Below are 17,907 nucleotides of genomic sequence, written 5' to 3' on the forward strand. Positions count from 1 at the left end.
GGGAACCGTCGGTGCCGTCTGGAAAGATCACCTCATGTCCGACGACTCCGCCGACCTCCGGGCGCATCTGGACGCCCTCAGCGCGCCGCGGCCGACCCGCGCGTGGCGGCGCCGCACGCTGGAACTGCTGGCCGACCCCGCCGCCCGCGACGCGGTGCTGCGCAGGGTGCGCTGGTACGCGACGAAGGAACCGGACCTCGTCGGCGGCCGGCCGTTCTCCGACCCGTCGCTGCGCGCCGAGCCGGGCGCCCGCGGCCGGGTGTGGGCCGCCGCGCTGCTCGGCGACCCGGGCGTCGTCCCGCTGCTGGACGTCATCGTGCGCCGCGCCGCCGGGGTGACCCGCGAGTTCGAGCCGTCCGCCAAGCTGGCGGGCGGCGCGGTCAACGCGCTCGGCGAGTTCGCCGACCCCCGCGCGCTGGACGTCCTGCGCGGGCTGAGCCGCGACGTCCGCTACCCCGGCCTCGGCCGGCAGATCGCCGCGGCGATCGAGGCGGCGGCCGCCCGCCGCGGCATCACGCCCGCGCAGCTCGTCGAGCGCGGCGTGCCCGCGCACGGCCTCGGCCGGGACGGCTCGCTCGCCCGCGACATCGGCGCCTACCAGGCGGTCCTCGTCATCGAGGACCCGCTGACCGTCCGGCTCACCTTCACCGGTGCGGACGGCCGGCCGCTGCGGACCGTGCCGGGCGCGCTCAAGGTCCCGTTCGCCGCCGAGATCAAGGAGCTGAAGTCGCTGGTGAAGCAGGTCCGCGCGACGCTCGCCGCGGAGCGGACCCGGGTCGAGGCGCTGATGGCGGTCGAGCGCGCCTGGCCGTTCGCCGCATGGTGCCGCCACTACCGCGACCACCCGGTCACCGGCGTCGTCGCGCGCGGCCTGATCTGGGAGTTCGAGGGACCCGACGGCATCTGGCACGCCGCCACCCCCGGCGAGGGCGGCGTGCTGGTGACGGTGGACGGCCGCGCGCTGCCCGTCCCGTCCGATGACGCCCGGGTGCGGCTGTGGCATCCGGCGCGGGCGTTCCCGGGCGCGGTGCGCGCGTGGCGCGGCTTCGTGACCGGCAACCGGATGACGCAGTCGTTCAAGCAGGCGTTCCGGGAGACCTACCGGGCCTCCCCGGCCGCCGGGCCCGGCCGGGGCATCGACGGGGCGCTGCGCCGCGTCTTCGCCGAGGGGGAGTGGCGGGTCGGCCACCACGACGACATCCGGTTCGAGCGCAAGGTCGCCGGCCGCTGGCGGGAGGTCCGCCCGGCGGACGTGCCGCCGCTGGTGTTCAGCGAGGGGACGCGGGAGGTCGACCTGTTCCTCCGCGTCACCTCGATCAGCGAGGAGGAGCCGTTCGGGGAGCCGTCCGCGAGCGCCGAGATCCGCGGCGACGCGCTGCGCCGCATCCTGCCCGGCACGCGGATCGCCGGCCGCTGCTCGGTCGACGGCCGGTTCCTCGCCGTCCGGGGCGAGCTGCGCACCTACAAGATCCACCTGGGGTCGGGCGGGGTGCTGATGGAGCCCGGCGGCACCCGGCTGAGCGTCGAGCCGTCCCGGCGGCCGGGGCAGAAGGGGCTGTTCCTGCCGTTCGAGGACGAGCGGCTCACGCAGATCCTCGGCACCGCCTTCCTGCTCGCCGCCGACCACAAGATCACCAACGCGGCCGTGCTGCGGCAGATCAGACGAGGTGCCTGATGGATCTGGCCGGCCGCCTGCTGCGCGCCATGACCGACCCGGCCCCCGAGGACGCCGCGGACTTCCCCGCCTGGTACGCCCAGATGTGGCGGGTCTCCGACACCGGCCTCGGCGGCCTCCTGCCCGCCGCCTACGGGTTGGGCCGCGCGCCGGACCACGTCTCGACCTGCGTCCGCTTCATGGTGGAGGACGAGGTGAAGCAGCGCCAGCCGTACTTCACACCGGAGGCGTGCGAGCGGATGTTCGCGGCACTCGTCGACGGCCTGACGGCCCGGAAATGGGCCGACATCGCCCTCGGCGCGGCGGCGCTGGCCCGCTGCCGGAGCGCGTGGCCCGACGTCGCCCGCCCGGCGAGCACGCTGGTCGAGTTCCTTCTCGAGAACGAGCGCGACGACAAGCCCTTCGCCCTCCTCGCGGTCGCCGGGGTCGCGGGAGACGACGTCCTGCGGCGCGCCGCGCGGCGGCTCCGCCCCGGCAGGAAGGGCGAGTTCGCGCTGGTGGAGTTCGATGTCGCCGTCCGCCTCGCCGCCGAGGAGCGGGTCCTGCTGGCCGAGCTGGAGCGGTCCCGGGGCCACGGCTCCCCGCCGCCCCTTCCGGACGCGTGGGAGCGCGTGGCCGCACTCCCCGACTACGTCCGGTTCGCGAGCAGCGCCCTGGAGAGCGCGGCCGCCCGCGCACGCGCGATCCAGGACGGCGAGATCCCGTACCGGGCCGACAAGGCGTTCACCACCGACGAGGTCGAGATGCTCGGCCGCGCCGCGCGGCTCATGCTGCTGCGGGACGAGCCGTGGCTCCCGGACTTCTTCGACCGCCTGCTCCCCGACATCTCGATCGCGCCCACCGAGGCGAGGACGCTGCCGTCGCAGGCGCTGCTGTACGAGCTCGTCCGGGCCGCGCAGGACTTCCCGACGCCCGAACTGGTCACCGCGATCCGGAACGTCCGGCGGAACGTGCGCCACGCGGGCGTGCACAAGCAACTCGACAAGATGCTCAAGAAGGTCGACGCCGCCCTTGCCGAGCGCACCGAGGTCGCCCTGCGCCTCCCCGACCTGGGGAACCTGCACCGCGAAATCGGCGGCTACACGGCGGTCATCACCGTCGGCGGCAAGGCGGAGCTGACCTTCGAGAAGGACGGCAAGGCGCTGAAAGGCGTCCCGGCGCCCGTCCGCCGCGACCACAAGGACGAGCTGAAGGAGCTGCGCGACCTCGTCAAGCGCCTGAGCGCCCAGCTCGTCACGCTCGCCCGCGCCCTGGAGGGCGGCTTCACCGTCGATGCGACCCACCCCTTCGGCCGCTGGCGCGACACGCTCGTCCACCACACGATCGCAGGGCCGACCGTGCGCGGCCTGATCTGGGAGGTCGAGACCGCCCCGGGCGCGTGGCGGGCCGTCCTGCCCGAGACCGACGGCCTCCCCGACGCCGCCGACGACGCGGCCGTGCGGCTGTGGCATCCGATCAGGTCGGAGCCCGGCGAGGTGCGGGCCTGGCGCGACCTGCTGATCGAACGGCGGATCCGGCAGCCGTTCAAGCAGGCGTTCCGCGAGATCTACCTCCTTACCCCGGCCGAGGAGGAGACGGGGACCTACTCCAACCGGTTCGCCGCGCACCTCGTCCACTACCGGCGGATGTTCGCGCTGTTCCGGGCGCGCGGCTGGACCAGCAGCCTGCTCGGCCCGTGGGACGGCGGCGGCGCGGACGAGGCGGCGCGCGTCCTCGCGGCGGGGGAGTGGCGGGTCCGGTTCTCGCACGTCCTCGCCGACGGGGAGTACGAGCAGGAGATCGCCGGCACGAACCGGGTCCTGTTCGACCGCCGCGCGGACGGCTCGTGGCGGAACGCGCGGCTCGCGGACGTCCCGCCGCTGGTGTTCAGCGAGGCGATGCGCGACGTCGACCTGTTCGTCGGCGTCACCTCGATCGCCGCCGACCCGATGTGGGAGGACGGCGAGGCGCACGAGTACTGGGTCCGCGAATGGTACGCCGACCTGTACGAGTCCACGAGGACGCGGAAGGACGCCCTGGCCCGCATCCTGCCCCGCACGAAGATCGCCGACCGGTGCTCGATCGACGACCGCCACCTGGTCGTGCGCGGCCGGCTGCGCACCTACAGGATCCACCTGGGCTCGGCGAACATCGTGATGGAGCCGGACGACGCGTTCCTGTGCATCGTCCCCGAACGCCGCGCCCTCGGCGCCAAGGTCTTCCTGCCCTTCGAGGACGAGCGGCTCTCCCTCATCCTCAGCAAGGCGTTCCTGCTCGCCGCCGACGACACGATCACCGACGAGTCGATCCGCACGCAGATCGAGCGAGGTGCCTGATGCCCGCCGTGACCTTCCGGGACGAGACCGCGACCGGCACGCCGGTCGCCGAGGCCCGGATCGAGGCGCTGCCGGAACGGATGACGGTCCGGGAGCTGATCAGGCTCCGGGTCCGCGAGGAGGTCGCCCGGCACAACGCGCGGCCGTCCGACCGGTTCAACGGCTTGGTCCGCCCGGACGGCGCCGAGGCCGAACTGAACGGCTACCGCCTGTGCGAGCCGCGCCGCCTCGACTGGGAGCGGCAGGCCGACATCGCCGAGAAGGCGTTCCTCACCAACGGGTTCTTCGTGCTCGCCGGCGACCGCCAGGTCGAGGACCTGGACGAGGAGATCGACCTCTCGACCGAACCCGACCTCGTGTTCATCAAGCTCATCGCGCTCGCCGGCGGTTAGCCGATCAGGCCGAACTCGTGGGCGCGGATGCCCGCCTGGAAGCGGGTGTCGGCGTCCAGCAGCGTGAGGATCTCCGCGACGCGGCGCCGGTAGGTGCGCAGCGACATGCCGAGCCTCCGCGCCGCCGCCTCGTCCTTCAGCCCGCCGCCGAGCAGTGCCAGGATGCGGCGGCTCTCCGGCGACAGCGCGGGCGGCCGGTCGCGGCGGTACTCGGCCAGGTCCACCGCGGTCTCCCACGTCGCCCAGTACAGCGAGACGACGCCCTTCACCACGCCCGGCGACCGGACGACCGTGTACTCGCGCACGCCGCCCACCGCCGGGCCCGCGAGGATCGCGACCCGCCGGTCCACGATGATCGTCTCGTGCGGGAGCGGGGCCGGGCAGATCCGCACCCGGAGCCCGGCCCGGGCCAGCTCCACCAGGTGCCGCTCGGACTCCTCGTCCGCGAGCGCGGCCGGGCTGTAGAGCTTGAAGGCGGCGGGCGGGGGATCGACCCGGTGCCGCTCGGCGACGAGCCGCTCCCGGAACCCCGGCAGCGCCCACGTGTGCAGGTCCGTCGCGGCGCAGGCGAACTCCGCGCACGCGGAGAACAGCCGCCCGGCGCGCTCGACCAGCTCGGCCTCGCCGCGCAGCACGACGTTCCGGTCCAGATCAACGCTCATCGGTACCGAGTCTGCCACGCCGACGGGTGGCAGCAACCTGCCAGCGGCTCGCTCCGGGCGCCGCCGCGCAGCACCGTGGAACTCATGACGACACAGAACACCTTCGACATCGGCGGCGATCTCCGGGTCGGCCGAATGGGATTCGGCGCGATGCGGCTGCCCGTGAGCACCCTCCACGGCCCGGCGAACGACCGCGACACCGGTTTGAAGATCCTCCGCCGGGCCGTCGAGCTGGGCGTCGACCACATCGACACCGCCGCGTTCTACTACCACCAGGACGGCCTCGCGGCGAACGAGATGATCCGCGCGGCGCTGAGCCCCTACCCGGACGGCCTGGTCATCGCCACCAAGGTCGGGCCCTACCGGGGGCCGGACGACCCGATCCCGTCCGGGCAGCTCCCCGCGTCCGGGCTGCGCGCCGAGGTGGAGCGGAACCTGCGCGAGCTGGGCCGCGACCACCTCGACCTCGTCTACCTCCGGCCGGGCGGTCTGGAAGAGGCCGGCGACGACCCGATCGGGGAGCGCTTCGAGATCCTGGCCGGCCTCCGCGAGGAGGGGCTGATCCGGCACCTCGGGCTGAGCCACGTCACCGCGGCGCAGCTCGCCGAGGCGCGCGCGATCGCACCGGTCGCCGCGATCCAGAACCGCTTCGACATCACCCGGCCCCAGGACGCCGAACTCCTGGAGATCTGCGAGCGCGAGCACATCGCCTACGCGCCCTACTTCCCGCTCGGCGGCTTCGGCATCCCCGACGACGCGCGCGTCAAGGCCGTCGCCGCGCGGCACGGCGCCACCGTCCCGCAGGTGCTCCTCGCGGGCCTGCTCGCCCTCTCGCCGGTGATGCTGGCGATCCCCGGCACCGGCTCCCCGGACCATCTGGAGGAGAACATGGCCGCCGCCGACCTGGCCCTCGGCGACGACGATCTCGCCGCTTTGCGGAGCTAGTCCCCGCATCCGCCCGGACCGTTTACCCTGGACAGGTTTTTGCGTACAGGGGGAGACCATGTCGACGACGCGGCTGCTGGTGCTCGGCGGGGTGCGGCGGTTCGGGCGGGCGCACGGCTACGAGGTGCGCCGCGAGCTGATGTCGTGGGGCTCGGACGAGTGGGCCCACGTCAACCCGGGCTCGATCTACCACGCGCTGAGGCAGCTCGCCAAGGAGGGCCTGCTGCTCGCCCACGAGGTGGAGGAGAGCGAGGCGGGCCCGCCGCACACCGACTACGAGATCACCGACGCGGGCCGGGCGGAGTTCCTGCGGCTGCTGCGCTGCGCCCTCGCCACCATCGACATCCGGCATCCGGAGATGCTGACGGCCGGGCTCGGGTTCCTCACCGAGCTGCCGCGCACCGAGGTGATCGAGCTGCTCCGCCGGCGGCTGGACGGCCTGGCGGAGTGGCGCGCGTCCGTCGCCCCGCACCTGGACGAGCAGGATCCGTCCGACCATCTGCGCGAACTGCTCGGCTACTGGGTCCACTCGGCCGAGTCCGCCACGCGGTGGACGCGGGGGCTGATCGAGCGGCTGGAGTCCGGCGCGTACGTCATGGCGGGCGAGACCGCGCCGGGCTAGCCGGGCCGTCAGGTGTCGGCGAACGTGCGCGGGACGATCACCCGCAGCGCGTTGCCGCGCAGCTTGATCGAGACCGGGGTGCGGCCGCGGATCTCGCCGTCGACGTCCACCCGCATCGGCGGGTCGGTCTCGATCTCGACCTCCGCCGTGGTGAGGAACGCGTCCTCCTCCAGGGAGCGCCACTGCCCGGTGAGGACGTGCCGGGCCGTCGCCGACGCCAGCCGCAGCCGCCGCTCGTCGCCGAGCCGGTAGACGGCGAGCAGCCGGTCGTCCGGGCTGGCGTCACGGGCGATCCGCTGCCCGCTGTGGTGCGCGCCGTTCGCGACGTTCAGCTGGTGCGTCGCGACCTCGCGGGTCTCCCCGTCGATCGTGATGCGCGCGGTGAACGCCTCGTGGCCGGGCAGCAGCCGCGCCGCCGTCAGCGCGTACGCGGGCCGCCCCACGAACCGCTTCAGCGCGTGCGGGACGTTCTCGGCGACCTGCACCGACAGCCCGAGGCTCACCATGTTCGCGAAGATGTGCTCGCGGTCGGCGCCGGGCCCCGCGCCCTGCGGGTCGCCGGTCGACTCGAACCAGCCGACGTCCACGTCCGCGACCTTGCCCGCGTCCGGGCGGCCGATCGCGAGGGTGCGGACCGCGCCGGGCAGGTCGAGCGGGAGCTCCAGGCTGCGGGCGAAGTTGTTGGTGGTGCCGAGCGGCAGCACGCCGAGCGCGATGTCGCGGTGCGCCAGATGACCGACCGCCTCGGCGACCGTGCCGTCCCCGCCGCCGACGACCACGAGGTCGGGCTCCAGCGCGAGGACGTCGGTGAACAGCTCGCGCAGCCGGGTCGGGTCGGTGACCGGGAACACGTGCGGGAATTCCAGGCCCGCCTCGCGCAGCAACCGGCGGGCCGTGCCGTAGAGCCGGCGGCCCCGCCGGGACCGGGAGTTGATCACCAGCACCGCGCGCCCGCCGCCCGCGATGGCCGACTCCAGCTCCGCCTTGCTCCGCATCTCGACGCTCCGCATCTCGACCGGTCGCCCTCCTCGTCCGCGTCACCCTACAAGGAACGTGGAACCGGAAACTCCGGCCCGACATTTTATAAACCCATTGCACGGCGTTGAAACATGGCGCCGAGTGGGGATCCTTACAAATAACGTACTTCTGATTGACCCGGGGCGGAAAACATGCGGCCGAGCGGCTTGGCGGGGGCGGGATTCGACGGCGCGGGCGTGGTGGGCGAGCGCCGGCTCCGGCGCCGGGTGCTCGATCTCGCCGTCCGCTCGCCGCTGCTGGCGGACGCCGCCCACGTCCGCCTCCTGCTGCCGCGCGGCTGGTCACGGGACGCCTCCCGCACCTGGCCGGTGCTCTGGCTGCTGCACGGCCTTCCGCACGGTCCTGCGCGCGGGGCGGGGGAAGGCGGCCACACCGCCTGGAGCGACCACACCGACATCGAGGAGCTGACCGAGGACGCCGGCGTGATCGTCGTCATGCCGGACGGCGGCCCGTGCGGCAATTACACCGACTGGTGGAATCGCGGGGGCGGCGGCGTGCCGAAGTGGGAGACGTTCCACCTCTCCGAACTCCGCCAGATCCTGGAGGCCGGATACCGGGCCGGCCCGGCCCGCGCCGTCGCCGGGAACGCGATGGGCGGCCTCGGCGCGCTGGCGTACGCGGCGCGCCACCGCGGCATGTTCCGGGCGGCGGCCTCGTTCAGCGGCCCGGTGCACACCCTGTACCGCGACCCGGCCGGGCTCGACGTCGCCGATCTCGTCGAGCTGGGCGTCGCGATCGGCGCCCCGTCCCTCGCCTGGACGGACGTGTGGGGCGACCCCGACGAGCAGCGCGTCGTGTGGCGGCAGCACAACCCCTACGACCTCGCCGGCCGCCTCGCCGGTGTCCGCGTCCACGTGAGCAGCGGCGACGGCATGCCGGGTCCGTACGACGCGGGCTCCCACGGGGACGAGGGCGCCGCGGCGGACGTGCTGGAGGCGCTCGCCTGCACCGTGTCCCGGGAGTTCGCCGGCAAGCTCGGGAAGCTCGGCATCCCCGTCACCACGCACTTCTACCGGGGCACCCACACCTGGCCCTACTGGCGGCGCGAGCTGCGCGCGGCGCTGCCCGCCCTGCTGGCGGCGATCACCTGACCGGCGGCTAGGGTCGGGGCGTGGCCGAACCTCGTTCTGATGCAGCCGTCCCCGCGTTCTGGCAGGCGCTCGGGCTCCCGGGCATCATCGACGTCCATGTCCACTTCATGCCGCAGCGGCTGATGAGCGCGGTCTGGGGGTACTTCGACGACGCGGGCCCGCTGATCGGGGCCGAATGGCCCATCCACTACCGGGACTCGGAGGAGGAGCGGCTGGGATCCCTGCGCGGCCTCGGCGTCCGCGCGTTCACCTCGCTCGCCTACCCGCACCGCCCCGGCATGGCCGAGTCGCTGAACGAGTGGACCGCGCAGTTCGCCGCCCGCGTCCCCGAGTGCATCCAGACCGCGACGTTCTTCCCGGAGCCGGGCGTCGAGGACTACGTCCGCCGCGCCCTGGACGCGGGCGCCCGCGTCTTCAAGGTGCACCTCCAGGTCGGCGGCTTCGACCCGCGCGCCAAGGAGCTGGACGCGGTGTGGGGGATGCTCGCCGAGGCGGGGGTGCCCGCGCTCGTCCACGCCGGGTCGGGCCCGGTCGCCAACGGCTACACCGGCCCCGGCCCGTACGGGGAGGTCCTCGCCCGCCATCCGCGGCTGACGACGATCGTCGCGCACCTGGGCGCCCCGGAGTTCGAGGGCTTCTTCGCCCTCGCCGACGCCCACGAGCGCGTCCACCTGGACACCACGATGGTCTTCACCACCTTCGCCCGGCTCGCCGAGTTCCCGGACGCGCTGCTGCCCCGGCTCCGCGACCTCGGCCTGGCGGGGCGGATCCTGCTCGGCACCGACTTCCCCAACATCCCCTACGAGTACGCGCACCAGCTGGAGTCGCTCGCCGCCCTCGGCCTCGGCGACGACTGGCTGCGGGCCGTCTGCTGGCGGGGCGCCGCCGAGCTGTTCGGACTGCCGTAGGGCGCCGGCCGCCCGTTTCACGGATTTTCACGCCGGACGGCTGGTCATTCCGGGACCCGATCCCCGTTCTTGACAGCCGGTGCGGCGGCCGCGACTTTGGGAGCGCTCCCACACCGTCGAATGAGGTCACCCCCATGAGAGCGCGTCTGAAGAGTTGTGCCGCCCTGGCCGCGGCCCTGCTCGCGATCCCCCTCTATTACGTGGCTCCCGCCTCCGCCGCGATGCGGATGTGCGGCGCCACCGACACCACCCCGGTGAGCGGCGGCGCCTACATCGCGCAGAACAACATCTGGGGTGCGGACACCCCGCAGTGCATCACCGTGGACGGGACGTCGTTCACGGTCGACTCGTCCGGTCACAACAACGCCACGAGCGGCGCCCCCGCCGCGTACCCGTCGTTCTTCAAGGGCTGCCACTGGGGCCAGTGCACCTCCAACAGCGGCCTTCCGGTGCGGGTCGGCGACATGCCGTCCGTCACCAGCGACTGGAGCACGACCCAGCCGGCGTCGGGCTCGTACAACGTGTCCTACGACCTCTGGTACGACTCCCACCCGAGCACCACCACCGACCCCGACGGGGCCGAGGTCATGATCTGGCTCAACCACCGGGGCGGCGTGCAGCCGGCCGGGACGCGGGTCGCGAGCGGCGTGCAGATCTCCGGTGCCACCTGGGACGTCTGGTACAGCCGGATGAACTGGAACTACATCGCGTTCGTGCGCACGTCCGGGACGACGTCCGTGAACGACCTCGACCTGGCGGCCTTCACCCGGGACGCGGTGGCGCGCGGCTACATCCAGAACGCCTGGTACCTCATCGGCGTCGAGGCCGGGTTCGAGCTGTGGCAGGGCGGGGCGGGCCTCGCGACGAACTCCTTCGGCGTCGACGTCGGCGCCACGACCCCGCCCACCACCGAGCCGCCGACCACGCCGCCGCCGTCCGGCGAGGGCTGCTCGGCCGCGCTGCGCACCGACAACTCCTGGAGCGGCGGGTTCACCGCCACCGTGACCGTGACGAACGACGGCGACGCGCCGCTGTCCGGCTGGTCCGCGGACTGGACGTTCTCCGGTGACCAGCGCGTCACCAACGGCTGGAACGCGACCGTGACGCAGAGCGGGTCGTCCGTCCACGCCGTCGACGCGGGCTACAACGGCGCCGTCCCCGCGCACGGCTCGACGAGCTTCGGCTTCCAGGGCACCGGCTCCGCCCCCGGCGCGCCGGCCGTCACCTGCACCGCCCGCTGATGGATCTGGGAAGAGGAGAACGACACATGACCGGGTCCTACGGAACCAAGCGCATCCTCCTGATCTTCATGGCGGCGCTGCTCGCGCTCGTGTTCGTCCCCGGGGCGGTGCCCCGGGCGCACGCGGCGGCCGGCACCGGGTACTGGCACACCAGCGGCCGGCAACTGCTCGACTCCGGCGGGCAGCCGGTGCGGATGACGGGCATCAACTGGTTCGGCGCCGAGACGTCCAACTTCTCCCCGCACGGCCTCTGGACGCGCGGCTACAAGGACATGCTCGACCAGATGAAGAGCCTGAAGTACAACACGCTCAGGCTCCCGTACACCAACCAGCTGTTCGACTCCGGCAGCGCGCCGAACAGCATCGACTACACCAAGAACCCCGACCTGCAGGGCCTGAGCGGGCTGCAGATCCTCGACAAGGTCGTCGGCTACGCGGGGCAGATCGGGCTCAAGGTCGTCCTTGACCGGCACCGTCCCGACGCGGGCGGCCAGTCCGCGCTCTGGTACACCGACGCCTACCCCGAGTCGCGCTGGATCTCCGACTGGGAGATGCTCGCCCGGCACTACGCGGGCAACACCACCGTCATCGGCGCCGACCTGCACAACGAGCCGCACGCCCCGGCCTGCTGGGGCTGCGGGGACCAGACGAAGGACTGGCGGCTCGCCGCCGAACGCGCCGGCAACGCGATCCTCGCGGTCAACTCCAACTGGCTGATCATCGTCGAGGGCGTGGACGGCTACAACGGCGACAACTACTGGTGGGGCGGCAACCTGCAGGGCGCCGCGCAGTACCCGGTGCGGCTGAACGTCGCGAACCGCCTCGTCTACTCGGCCCACGACTACGCCACGTCGGTGTACCCGCAGCCGTGGTTCGACGACCCGGACTTCCCCAACAACCTCGCCGCGATCTGGGACAAGAACTGGGGCTACCTCTACAAGAACAACGTGGCGCCCGTCCTGCTCGGCGAGTTCGGGACGACCCTCACCGACACGCGCGACCAGGCGTGGCTGCGCACGCTGATGGCCTACCTCGGCACGGGTGCGAGCGGGATGTCCTTCACCTTCTGGTCGTGGAACCCCAACTCGGGCGACACGGGCGGCATCCTCAACGGCGACTGGACGACCGTCAACACGGCCAAGCAGGCGTACCTCGACCCGTACCTGCTCGGCGCCTTCGACGGGAGCGGCGACCCCGGCGGCGGCGATCCCGGTGATCCGGGCACGCCCCCGGCGGTCTCCTGCAAGGTCGCCTACACCGTGCAGAACAGCTGGCAGGGCGGCTTCACCGCGCAGGTGACGATCACCAACAGCGGCTCGGACGCGCTGAACGGCTGGACGCTGGAGTTCGCCTTCCCCGGCGACCAGAAGGTCAGCCAGGGGTGGAGCGCGACGTGGTCCCAGTCCGGTGACGACGTGACCGCCGAGAGCACGGCCTGGAACGGCGCCGTCGCGCCGGGCGCGTCGCTCACGATCGGGTTCCAGGCGACGGGCTCGTCGTCCGGCACGCCCGCCGAGTTCGACCTCAACGACCAGCCCTGCGAGGCGTGATGTCCCGCAGAGCACTGCTCGCCACCGTCCTCGCGGCGGCGCTGCTCCCCTGGGCGGCGCCCGCCGCGCGGGCGGCGGACGGCCCGGCGCTGACCGTCGACCCGTCCGCGTCCCGGCACGCCATCAGCCCGTACGTCTACGGGATGAACTTCGCCGACGAGGACCTCGCGAAGGAACTGCGGCTCCCGGTACGGCGGTGGGGCGGCAACGCGACCACCCGCTACAACTACCTCTACGACGAGACGAACCGGGGCTCGGACTGGTACTTCGAGAACGTGCCGGGCCCGGCCCCCGACCCGGCCGCGCTGCCGGACGGCTCGGAGACCGACCAGTTCACCGAGCAGGACCGCCGGACCGGCACCGACACGATCCTGACCGTCCCGCTGATCGGCTGGACGCCGAAGGGCCGCGACTACACCTGCGGCTTCAGCATCGAGAAGTACGGGCCGCAGCAGAAGGCCGACGGCGAATGGCGGCCGGACTGCGGCAACGGCGTCAAGACCGACGGCACCAACGTCACCGGCAACGACCCGGCTGACACCAGCGTCCCCGCCGGACCCGCGTACGTCACCGACTGGCTGGCGCACCTGACCGGCAAGTACGGGACGGCGGCGGACGGCGGCGTCCGGTTCTACAACCTCGACAACGAACCCGATCTCTGGCACGCGACCCACCGGGACGTCCACCCGAAGGGCGCGGGCTACGACGAGATGCGCGACCAGACGTACGCGATCGCGTCCGCCGTGAAGGCCGCCGATCCGGGCGCGAAGACGCTCGGCCCGGTCGGCTGGGGCTTCCAGTCGCTGACGATGTCCGGCCTGGACAAGCAGACGTGCGACGCCCAGGGCGGCGACTGCTGGTCCGACCCGCCGGACCGGGCCGCGCACGGCGGCACGCCCTTCGCGGCCTGGTACCTGCAGCAGATGAAGGCGTACGAGAAGGAGCACGGCACCCGCATCCTCGACTACTTCGACGAGCACCTCTACCCGCAGCAGAGCGGGGTGGCGCTCGGCGACGCGGGCGACGCGGCGACGCAGGAGCTCCGGCTGCGCTCCACCCGCCAGCTCTGGGACCCCGCCTACACCGACGAGAGCTGGATCGACCAGCCGATCCAGTACATCCCGCGCATGCGTGAGCTGGTGGACGAGAACTACCCCGGCACCAAGCTCGCGATCACCGAGTACAACTGGGGTGCGCTCGGCCACCTGAACGGCGCGCTCGCGGAGGCCGACGTCCTCGGCATCTTCGGGCGCGAGGGCCTCGATCTCGCCACGCTGTGGGCGCCGCCGGCCGCCACCGACCCCGGGGCGTACGCCTTCCGGATGTACCGGAACTACGACGGCGCCGGTTCCGCGTTCGGCGACACGTCCGTGCGCGCGGCGAGCACCGACCAGGACGAGCTGGCCGTGTACGCGGCGCAGCGCTCGTCCGACGAGGCGCTCACGCTGATGATCGTGAACAAGTCGCTCACCGACGACCTCACGAGCAAGGTGTCGATCGCCGGGCGGTCGGGCTCCGAGCCCGCGGAGGTGTACCGGTACAGCGGCGCCGACCTGTCGTCGATCGTCCACGCGCCGGACGTGACCGTCGGGTCGGACGGGTTCACCTCGACGTTCCCCGCGTCCTCGGTCACGCTGGTCGAGATCCCGGCCGACGACGGCCCGGCCGCGTCGGCGTGCACGGTCGACTACAAGGTGCTCAGCCAGTGGGGGAGCGGGTTCACGGCGCAGGTCACCGTGACCAACACCGGGACCTCGCCGGTCTCCGGCTGGACGCTCGGGTTCGCCTTCGCCGCCGACCAGCGCGTGACCGGCGGCTGGAGCGCCGCATGGGCGCAGGACGGCGCGGACGTCACCGCCCGCAACCTGTCCTGGAACGCCGCCATCCCGCCGGGCGGCAAGGTGCAGATCGGCTTCAACGGCTCCAGCACCGGAACGAACCCGCCCCCGTCCGCCTTCACCTTGAACGGCGCCCCCTGCAAAACCTGACCGCTTTCCGTTGACCTGCGGCGTGTTGTTGTTATCAGGCGTCTCATAACAACAACACGCCGCAGGTGAACGAGGTCAGTGGTCGCAGGGGGAGTTGCCTGCGTGATCGTGGGGTTCTGCGGTCTCCGCCACATGGCGGGGGCCGTGGGCGTCCTCGCAGTGGACGTGCGCGCCGCCCGACGGCCCGGCCACGTGGTCGACCTCCAGTGTCGTGTGCGTGATCCCGTACGCCTCGCGCAGCAGCTCCTGGAGATCGCGCCGGACGGCGTGGCAGTCGCCCTGCGTGTCGACGAGCACGTGCGCCGACAGCGCCGGGTAGCCGGAGCTGACCTCCCACACGTGCAGGTCGTGGACCTCCTCCACGCAGGGGCGGCGGGCCAGCCGGGCGCCGAGCTCGGACGGGTCGACGCCCGCCGGCGCCGCCTCCATGAGCACCCGTCCCGCGTCCCGCAGCAGCCCGTACCCGGCCTTGACCATCAGCGCCGCCACCACCAGCGAGGCGACCGCGTCGGCGCGGGACAGCCCCGTCGTCCAGACGACGAGGCCGGCGACCGCCGTCGCGATGAACGCGAACAGGTCGTTGAGGATGTGCTGGAACGCGCCCTCGACGTTCAGGCTGCTGCGGTCCGCCCGGCTGATCAGGTGGGTCGCCGCGACGTTGACGGCGATGCCGGCGAGGGCCGTCCAGAACACGAACTGGCCCTCGACGGGCGGCGGGTCGATCAGCCGGCGGACGCCCTCGTAGACGAAGTACGCCGCCAGCAGGATCAGCGTCAGCCCGTTCAGCTGCGCGGACAGGATCTCCGCGCGGCGCAGCCCGAACGTGTAGCCGCCCTTCGGCGGGCGCGCCGCGATGCGCATCGCGACCAGCGCCAGTGCGATCGCGAACGCGTCGGTCATCATGTGCGCCGCGTCGGAGATCAGCGCCAGCGAGCCGGAGACCAGGCCGATGACGACCTCGACCGCCATGAACGCCAGGATCAGCGCCAGCGCCCCGGTGAGCAGCCGCCGGTCGGCCCCCGCCGAGATGGCGTGCCCGTGGCCGTGCCCGTGCCCGTGCCCGCCCTTGTGGTCCCGGCCGTCCCCGATCATGAGCCTTCCTCCCCGTGGCCGATGTGGGTGAGGGCGAGGTCGAGCAGCATCCGGACGTGCGAGTCGTCCAGCCGGTAGTAGGCCATCCGGCCCGCCCGGCGGACCCGGACGACGCGGTTGGCGCGCAGCAGGCGCAGCGCGTGCGAGACCGCCGACTCCGAGTGCCCGCAGGACGCGGCGATGTCGCACACGCACATCTCACCCCCTTCGAGCAGCGCGATGATCACCCGCAGCCGGCCGGGGTCGGACAGCAGCCCGAACACCTGCGCCAGCTCGGTGATCGTCTCCGCGCCCGGGAGTGCGGCGGTGACCAGGGCGACCTTCTGCGGGTCGACCACCCGGACGGTGCACGCGTCGGCGGCCGCCTCGGCGGGCGCGACATCTGAAGCACTGCTCATATGAGCAAATGTAGCGTACGGCCGGGACTACGAGATCTGGGGGGCGGGGTCCTCGGACGGCGGCAGCGAGATCGGGGTGTGCGGCTCGTCCTCGGGCCGCTCCATCCCACCGGTTCCCGTACCCGGGTCGTCCGGCGCCACGCCCGGCGACCCGGACGTTCCGGGCGCGGGCGACTCGGTGCCGGGGGAGGACCCGGCCGCCGGGCTCGCGGGCGACTCCGGCCCGGGTGACTCCGGCGCCGGCGACTCGGCGCTCGGCGAGTCCAGCCCGGACTCCGACGGCGCGGGCGAGTCGCTCGCGGTGGTCTCCGTCTCCGTGGCCGGCAGCGCGGTGGGCGGGCCGTCCGACTCGCCGCCGGTCGCGCGGGGCCGCTCGAACCCCATCGTCGCCTCCGGATCGACGAGGACGAAGGTGACGATCGTTCCCTTCCGGGAATCCCGCGGCCGGATCTTCGTGACATTCCGCTTCTCGAATCCCGGCCAGGAGCGGCCGGTGTAGGACGCGTTCCCCGTGGAGATCTTTTTCTCCGGCGGGGTCAGCGGATTACCGCAATTGCACTTCACCACGGGCACACCGTAACCATTGACCAGGACGCCCATTCCCGCCTGCAGCACGGCGGGCCCGCTCGTGGCCTTCCCGTCGTGGTAGCCGTGGTTGGTCACCAGCGTGTCGGTGCGCAGCAGCACCGGCGTCAGCCGCGACACATAGCGCGGGATGTCGCCCACCGGGATGCCCTGCACCTGCGCCCACGCCCGCGCCTTGTCGGGGTTGGCCCGCAGGAACGCGATGAGCTTCTGCTGGTCGCAGCTCGACGCCCGGCGCGTCCCGCCGTACAGGCCGGGGGAGTCGCCGTCCTTCGTCCCGCCCGCCGCGGGACGCTCCTTGACGTCCATCGTGTCGGTGCCGGCCACCAGCGTGTACGGGTCGGGCCCCGGCGACCCCACGGTCAGCCGGGTGATGGCGGCGCCCGCGTCCCCGCAGCCGGCCAGCGCGCCCGCCGCCAGCGCGAGCGCCGCGACCGCCCCCGCGGCGGCCCGCCGCCGGGCAATGGGCGAATGAATCTCGAACATGCGTCTACTCCCGCTCCGGACCGGCCGAACCTATACTCTTCGATGCCGGGCGGAGCGGATTTGTGCGCGGCGGAATGCTGACTTTTTCGCGGGGGTGCGAAATGGCGGGCCCGATTCCCCTCGACACCTCCGACCCGGCGAGGCTCGGCGGCTGGGAGCTGCTCGCCCGGCTCGGCACCGGCGGGCAGGGCATGGTCTACCTGGGCCGCCCGCTGGACCCGGACGCGCGGCCGTCCCGAGTGGCCGTCAAACTCCTCCACGCCCGGCTGCTGGGCGACGCGGACGCCCGCGAGCGCTTCGTCCGCGAGCTGGCCCTGCTCCAGCGCGTCGCCGGGTTCTGCACCGCGCAGATGCTCGCCGCCGACATGGCGGGCGACCGCCCCTACATCGTCAGCGAGTACGTGCCAGGGCCGTCCCTGCGCGCCCTCGTCCAGGACCGCGGCCCCCGCACCGGCGCCGACCTCGACCGCCTGGCGATCAGCTCGGTGACGGCCCTGTCCGCGATCCACCGCGCGAACGTCGCGCACCGCGACTTCAAGCCGCAGAACGTCCTGATGGGCCCGGACGGCCCCCGCGTGATCGACTTCGGCATCGCCCGCGCGTTCGACGCCGGCGCCACCCTGACCAGCCAGGTCGTCGGCACCCCCGCCTACATGGCGCCCGAGCAGTTCGCGGGCCGCGCCGGCCCCGCCGCCGACCTGTTCGCCTGGGCGGGCACCCTCCTCTTCGCCGCCACCGCCCGCGACCCCTTCGCCGGCGGCTCCCTTCCCGCCGTCATGTACAAGATCATGCACGAGACCCCCGACCTGACCCCCCTGCCCGGCCCCTTGGCCGAGGTGGCCGCCGCCTGCCTGTCCAAGGACCCGTCCACCCGACCCACCTCAGAAGAGGTCCTCCTCTGGCTCCTAGGCCACCGCTC

16 protein-coding genes are annotated in these 17,907 nt (G+C 73.0%); 11 read left to right on the forward strand and 5 right to left on the reverse strand.

Annotation, left to right across the window (positions count from 1 at the left end; genetic code table 11):
• Positions 1 to 34: 34 nt before the first annotated feature.
• The 3 genes from E1284_RS14070 to E1284_RS14080 are packed head-to-tail and all read left to right on the forward strand — an operon-like array spanning position 35 to position 4,382.
• Positions 35 to 1,675 (forward strand): DUF4132 domain-containing protein, encoded by a 1,641-nt coding sequence (locus E1284_RS14070; RefSeq protein WP_131939514.1) that lies wholly within the window; start codon positions 35 to 37, stop codon positions 1,673 to 1,675.
• On the forward strand, positions 1,675 to 3,990 hold the full coding sequence (locus tag E1284_RS14075) for a DUF4132 domain-containing protein (protein ID WP_131939515.1): 2,316 nt from the start codon (positions 1,675 to 1,677) through the stop codon (positions 3,988 to 3,990). Before E1284_RS14070 ends, E1284_RS14075 begins: the two co-directional genes overlap by 1 nt.
• Positions 3,990 to 4,382, forward strand: a complete 393-nt coding sequence (locus E1284_RS14080) for a hypothetical protein (protein ID WP_131939516.1) — start codon at positions 3,990 to 3,992, stop codon at positions 4,380 to 4,382. Before E1284_RS14075 ends, E1284_RS14080 begins: the two co-directional genes overlap by 1 nt.
• Here E1284_RS14080 and E1284_RS14085 read toward each other — a convergent pair.
• On the reverse strand, positions 4,379 to 5,044 hold the full coding sequence (locus E1284_RS14085; protein ID WP_131939517.1) for a helix-turn-helix transcriptional regulator: 666 nt from the start codon (positions 5,042 to 5,044) through the stop codon (positions 4,379 to 4,381). The two genes, E1284_RS14080 and E1284_RS14085, sit on opposite strands and share 4 nt — an antisense overlap.
• 84 nt (positions 5,045 to 5,128) lie before the next feature.
• On the opposite strand from E1284_RS14085, the gene E1284_RS14090 reads away from it, so the two are divergent.
• Positions 5,129 to 5,989, forward strand: coding sequence for an aldo/keto reductase (locus E1284_RS14090; RefSeq protein WP_131939518.1), 861 nt, complete (start codon positions 5,129 to 5,131; stop codon positions 5,987 to 5,989).
• A 58-nt stretch (positions 5,990 to 6,047) separates the two neighbouring features.
• Positions 6,048 to 6,611, forward strand: coding sequence for a PadR family transcriptional regulator (locus E1284_RS14095; protein WP_131939519.1), 564 nt, complete (start codon positions 6,048 to 6,050; stop codon positions 6,609 to 6,611).
• An 8-nt stretch (positions 6,612 to 6,619) separates the two neighbouring features.
• On the opposite strand, the gene E1284_RS14100 is transcribed toward E1284_RS14095, so the two are convergent.
• Positions 6,620 to 7,606, reverse strand: coding sequence for a diacylglycerol/lipid kinase family protein (locus E1284_RS14100; protein ID WP_131939528.1), 987 nt, complete (start codon positions 7,604 to 7,606; stop codon positions 6,620 to 6,622).
• 189 nt (positions 7,607 to 7,795) lie between these two features.
• On the opposite strand from E1284_RS14100, the gene E1284_RS14105 reads away from it, so the two are divergent.
• The 5 genes from E1284_RS14105 (at position 7,796) to E1284_RS14125 (ending at position 14,427) form a co-directional block, all read left to right on the forward strand.
• Positions 7,796 to 8,740 carry an alpha/beta hydrolase gene (locus E1284_RS14105; RefSeq protein WP_165965261.1) on the forward strand — a complete coding sequence of 315 codons (945 nt, stop codon included), beginning with the start codon at positions 7,796 to 7,798 and terminating at the stop codon, positions 8,738 to 8,740.
• Between the two features lie 20 nt (positions 8,741 to 8,760).
• A complete protein-coding gene (locus tag E1284_RS14110) occupies positions 8,761 to 9,648 on the forward strand; it encodes an amidohydrolase family protein (protein WP_131939521.1) in 888 nt (295 codons plus the stop codon).
• 134 nt (positions 9,649 to 9,782) lie between these two features.
• Positions 9,783 to 10,889 carry a GH12 family glycosyl hydrolase domain-containing protein gene (locus E1284_RS43655; RefSeq protein WP_131939522.1) on the forward strand — a complete coding sequence of 369 codons (1,107 nt, stop codon included), beginning with the start codon at positions 9,783 to 9,785 and terminating at the stop codon, positions 10,887 to 10,889.
• 26 nt (positions 10,890 to 10,915) lie between these two features.
• Positions 10,916 to 12,439: a cellulase family glycosylhydrolase gene (locus E1284_RS14120; protein WP_243714473.1), complete on the forward strand. Its 1,524-nt coding sequence runs from the start codon at positions 10,916 to 10,918 to the stop codon at positions 12,437 to 12,439.
• Positions 12,439 to 14,427 carry a glycoside hydrolase family 44 protein gene (locus tag E1284_RS14125; RefSeq protein WP_131939523.1) on the forward strand — a complete coding sequence of 663 codons (1,989 nt, stop codon included), beginning with the start codon at positions 12,439 to 12,441 and terminating at the stop codon, positions 14,425 to 14,427. The genes E1284_RS14120 and E1284_RS14125 overlap by 1 nt, the downstream gene beginning before the upstream one ends.
• 75 nt (positions 14,428 to 14,502) lie before the next feature.
• Here E1284_RS14125 and E1284_RS14130 read toward each other — a convergent pair whose 3' ends face one another.
• The 3 genes from E1284_RS14130 to E1284_RS14140 are packed head-to-tail and all read right to left on the reverse strand — an operon-like array spanning position 14,503 to position 16,988.
• Positions 14,503 to 15,519, reverse strand: coding sequence for a cation diffusion facilitator family transporter (locus E1284_RS14130; RefSeq protein WP_131939524.1), 1,017 nt, complete (start codon positions 15,517 to 15,519; stop codon positions 14,503 to 14,505).
• Complete coding sequence (locus E1284_RS14135; protein WP_131939525.1) at positions 15,516 to 15,917, reverse strand: ArsR/SmtB family transcription factor; 402 nt, start codon at positions 15,915 to 15,917, stop codon at positions 15,516 to 15,518. The genes E1284_RS14130 and E1284_RS14135 overlap by 4 nt, the downstream gene beginning before the upstream one ends.
• Before the next feature lie 27 nt (positions 15,918 to 15,944).
• Entirely contained in the window at positions 15,945 to 16,988 is a 1,044-nt protein-coding gene (locus E1284_RS14140) for a DUF6777 domain-containing protein (RefSeq protein ID WP_131939526.1), read from the reverse strand.
• A gap of 101 nt (positions 16,989 to 17,089) precedes the next feature.
• Here E1284_RS14140 and E1284_RS14145 point away from each other — a divergent pair.
• On the forward strand, positions 17,090 to 17,907 hold an 818-nt coding region (locus E1284_RS14145; RefSeq protein ID WP_131939527.1), incomplete at its 3' end, for a serine/threonine-protein kinase.

The organism is Actinomadura bangladeshensis, assembly GCF_004348335.1.
GTDB lineage: Bacteria > Actinomycetota > Actinomycetes > Streptosporangiales > Streptosporangiaceae > Spirillospora > Spirillospora bangladeshensis.

Excerpts from the sequence above, each read along its gene's own strand:
- E1284_RS14070 (WP_131939514.1), top strand. The coding sequence starts at position 35 with ATGTCCGACGACTCCGCCGACCTCCGGGCGCATCTGGACGCCCTCAGC.
- E1284_RS14075 (WP_131939515.1), top strand. The coding sequence starts at position 1,675 with ATGGATCTGGCCGGCCGCCTGCTGCGCGCCATGACCGACCCGGCCCCC.
- E1284_RS14080 (WP_131939516.1), top strand. The coding sequence starts at position 3,990 with ATGCCCGCCGTGACCTTCCGGGACGAGACCGCGACCGGCACGCCGGTC.
- E1284_RS14085 (WP_131939517.1), bottom strand. The coding sequence starts at position 5,044 with ATGAGCGTTGATCTGGACCGGAACGTCGTGCTGCGCGGCGAGGCCGAG.
- E1284_RS14090 (WP_131939518.1), top strand. The coding sequence starts at position 5,129 with ATGACGACACAGAACACCTTCGACATCGGCGGCGATCTCCGGGTCGGC.
- E1284_RS14095 (WP_131939519.1), top strand. The coding sequence starts at position 6,048 with ATGTCGACGACGCGGCTGCTGGTGCTCGGCGGGGTGCGGCGGTTCGGG.
- E1284_RS14100 (WP_131939528.1), bottom strand. The coding sequence starts at position 7,606 with ATGCGGAGCAAGGCGGAGCTGGAGTCGGCCATCGCGGGCGGCGGGCGC.
- E1284_RS43655 (WP_131939522.1), top strand. The coding sequence starts at position 9,783 with ATGAGAGCGCGTCTGAAGAGTTGTGCCGCCCTGGCCGCGGCCCTGCTC.
- E1284_RS14120 (WP_243714473.1), top strand. The coding sequence starts at position 10,916 with ATGACCGGGTCCTACGGAACCAAGCGCATCCTCCTGATCTTCATGGCG.
- E1284_RS14125 (WP_131939523.1), top strand. The coding sequence starts at position 12,439 with ATGTCCCGCAGAGCACTGCTCGCCACCGTCCTCGCGGCGGCGCTGCTC.
- E1284_RS14130 (WP_131939524.1), bottom strand. The coding sequence starts at position 15,519 with ATGATCGGGGACGGCCGGGACCACAAGGGCGGGCACGGGCACGGGCAC.
- E1284_RS14135 (WP_131939525.1), bottom strand. The coding sequence starts at position 15,917 with ATGAGCAGTGCTTCAGATGTCGCGCCCGCCGAGGCGGCCGCCGACGCG.
- E1284_RS14140 (WP_131939526.1), bottom strand. The coding sequence starts at position 16,988 with ATGTTCGAGATTCATTCGCCCATTGCCCGGCGGCGGGCCGCCGCGGGG.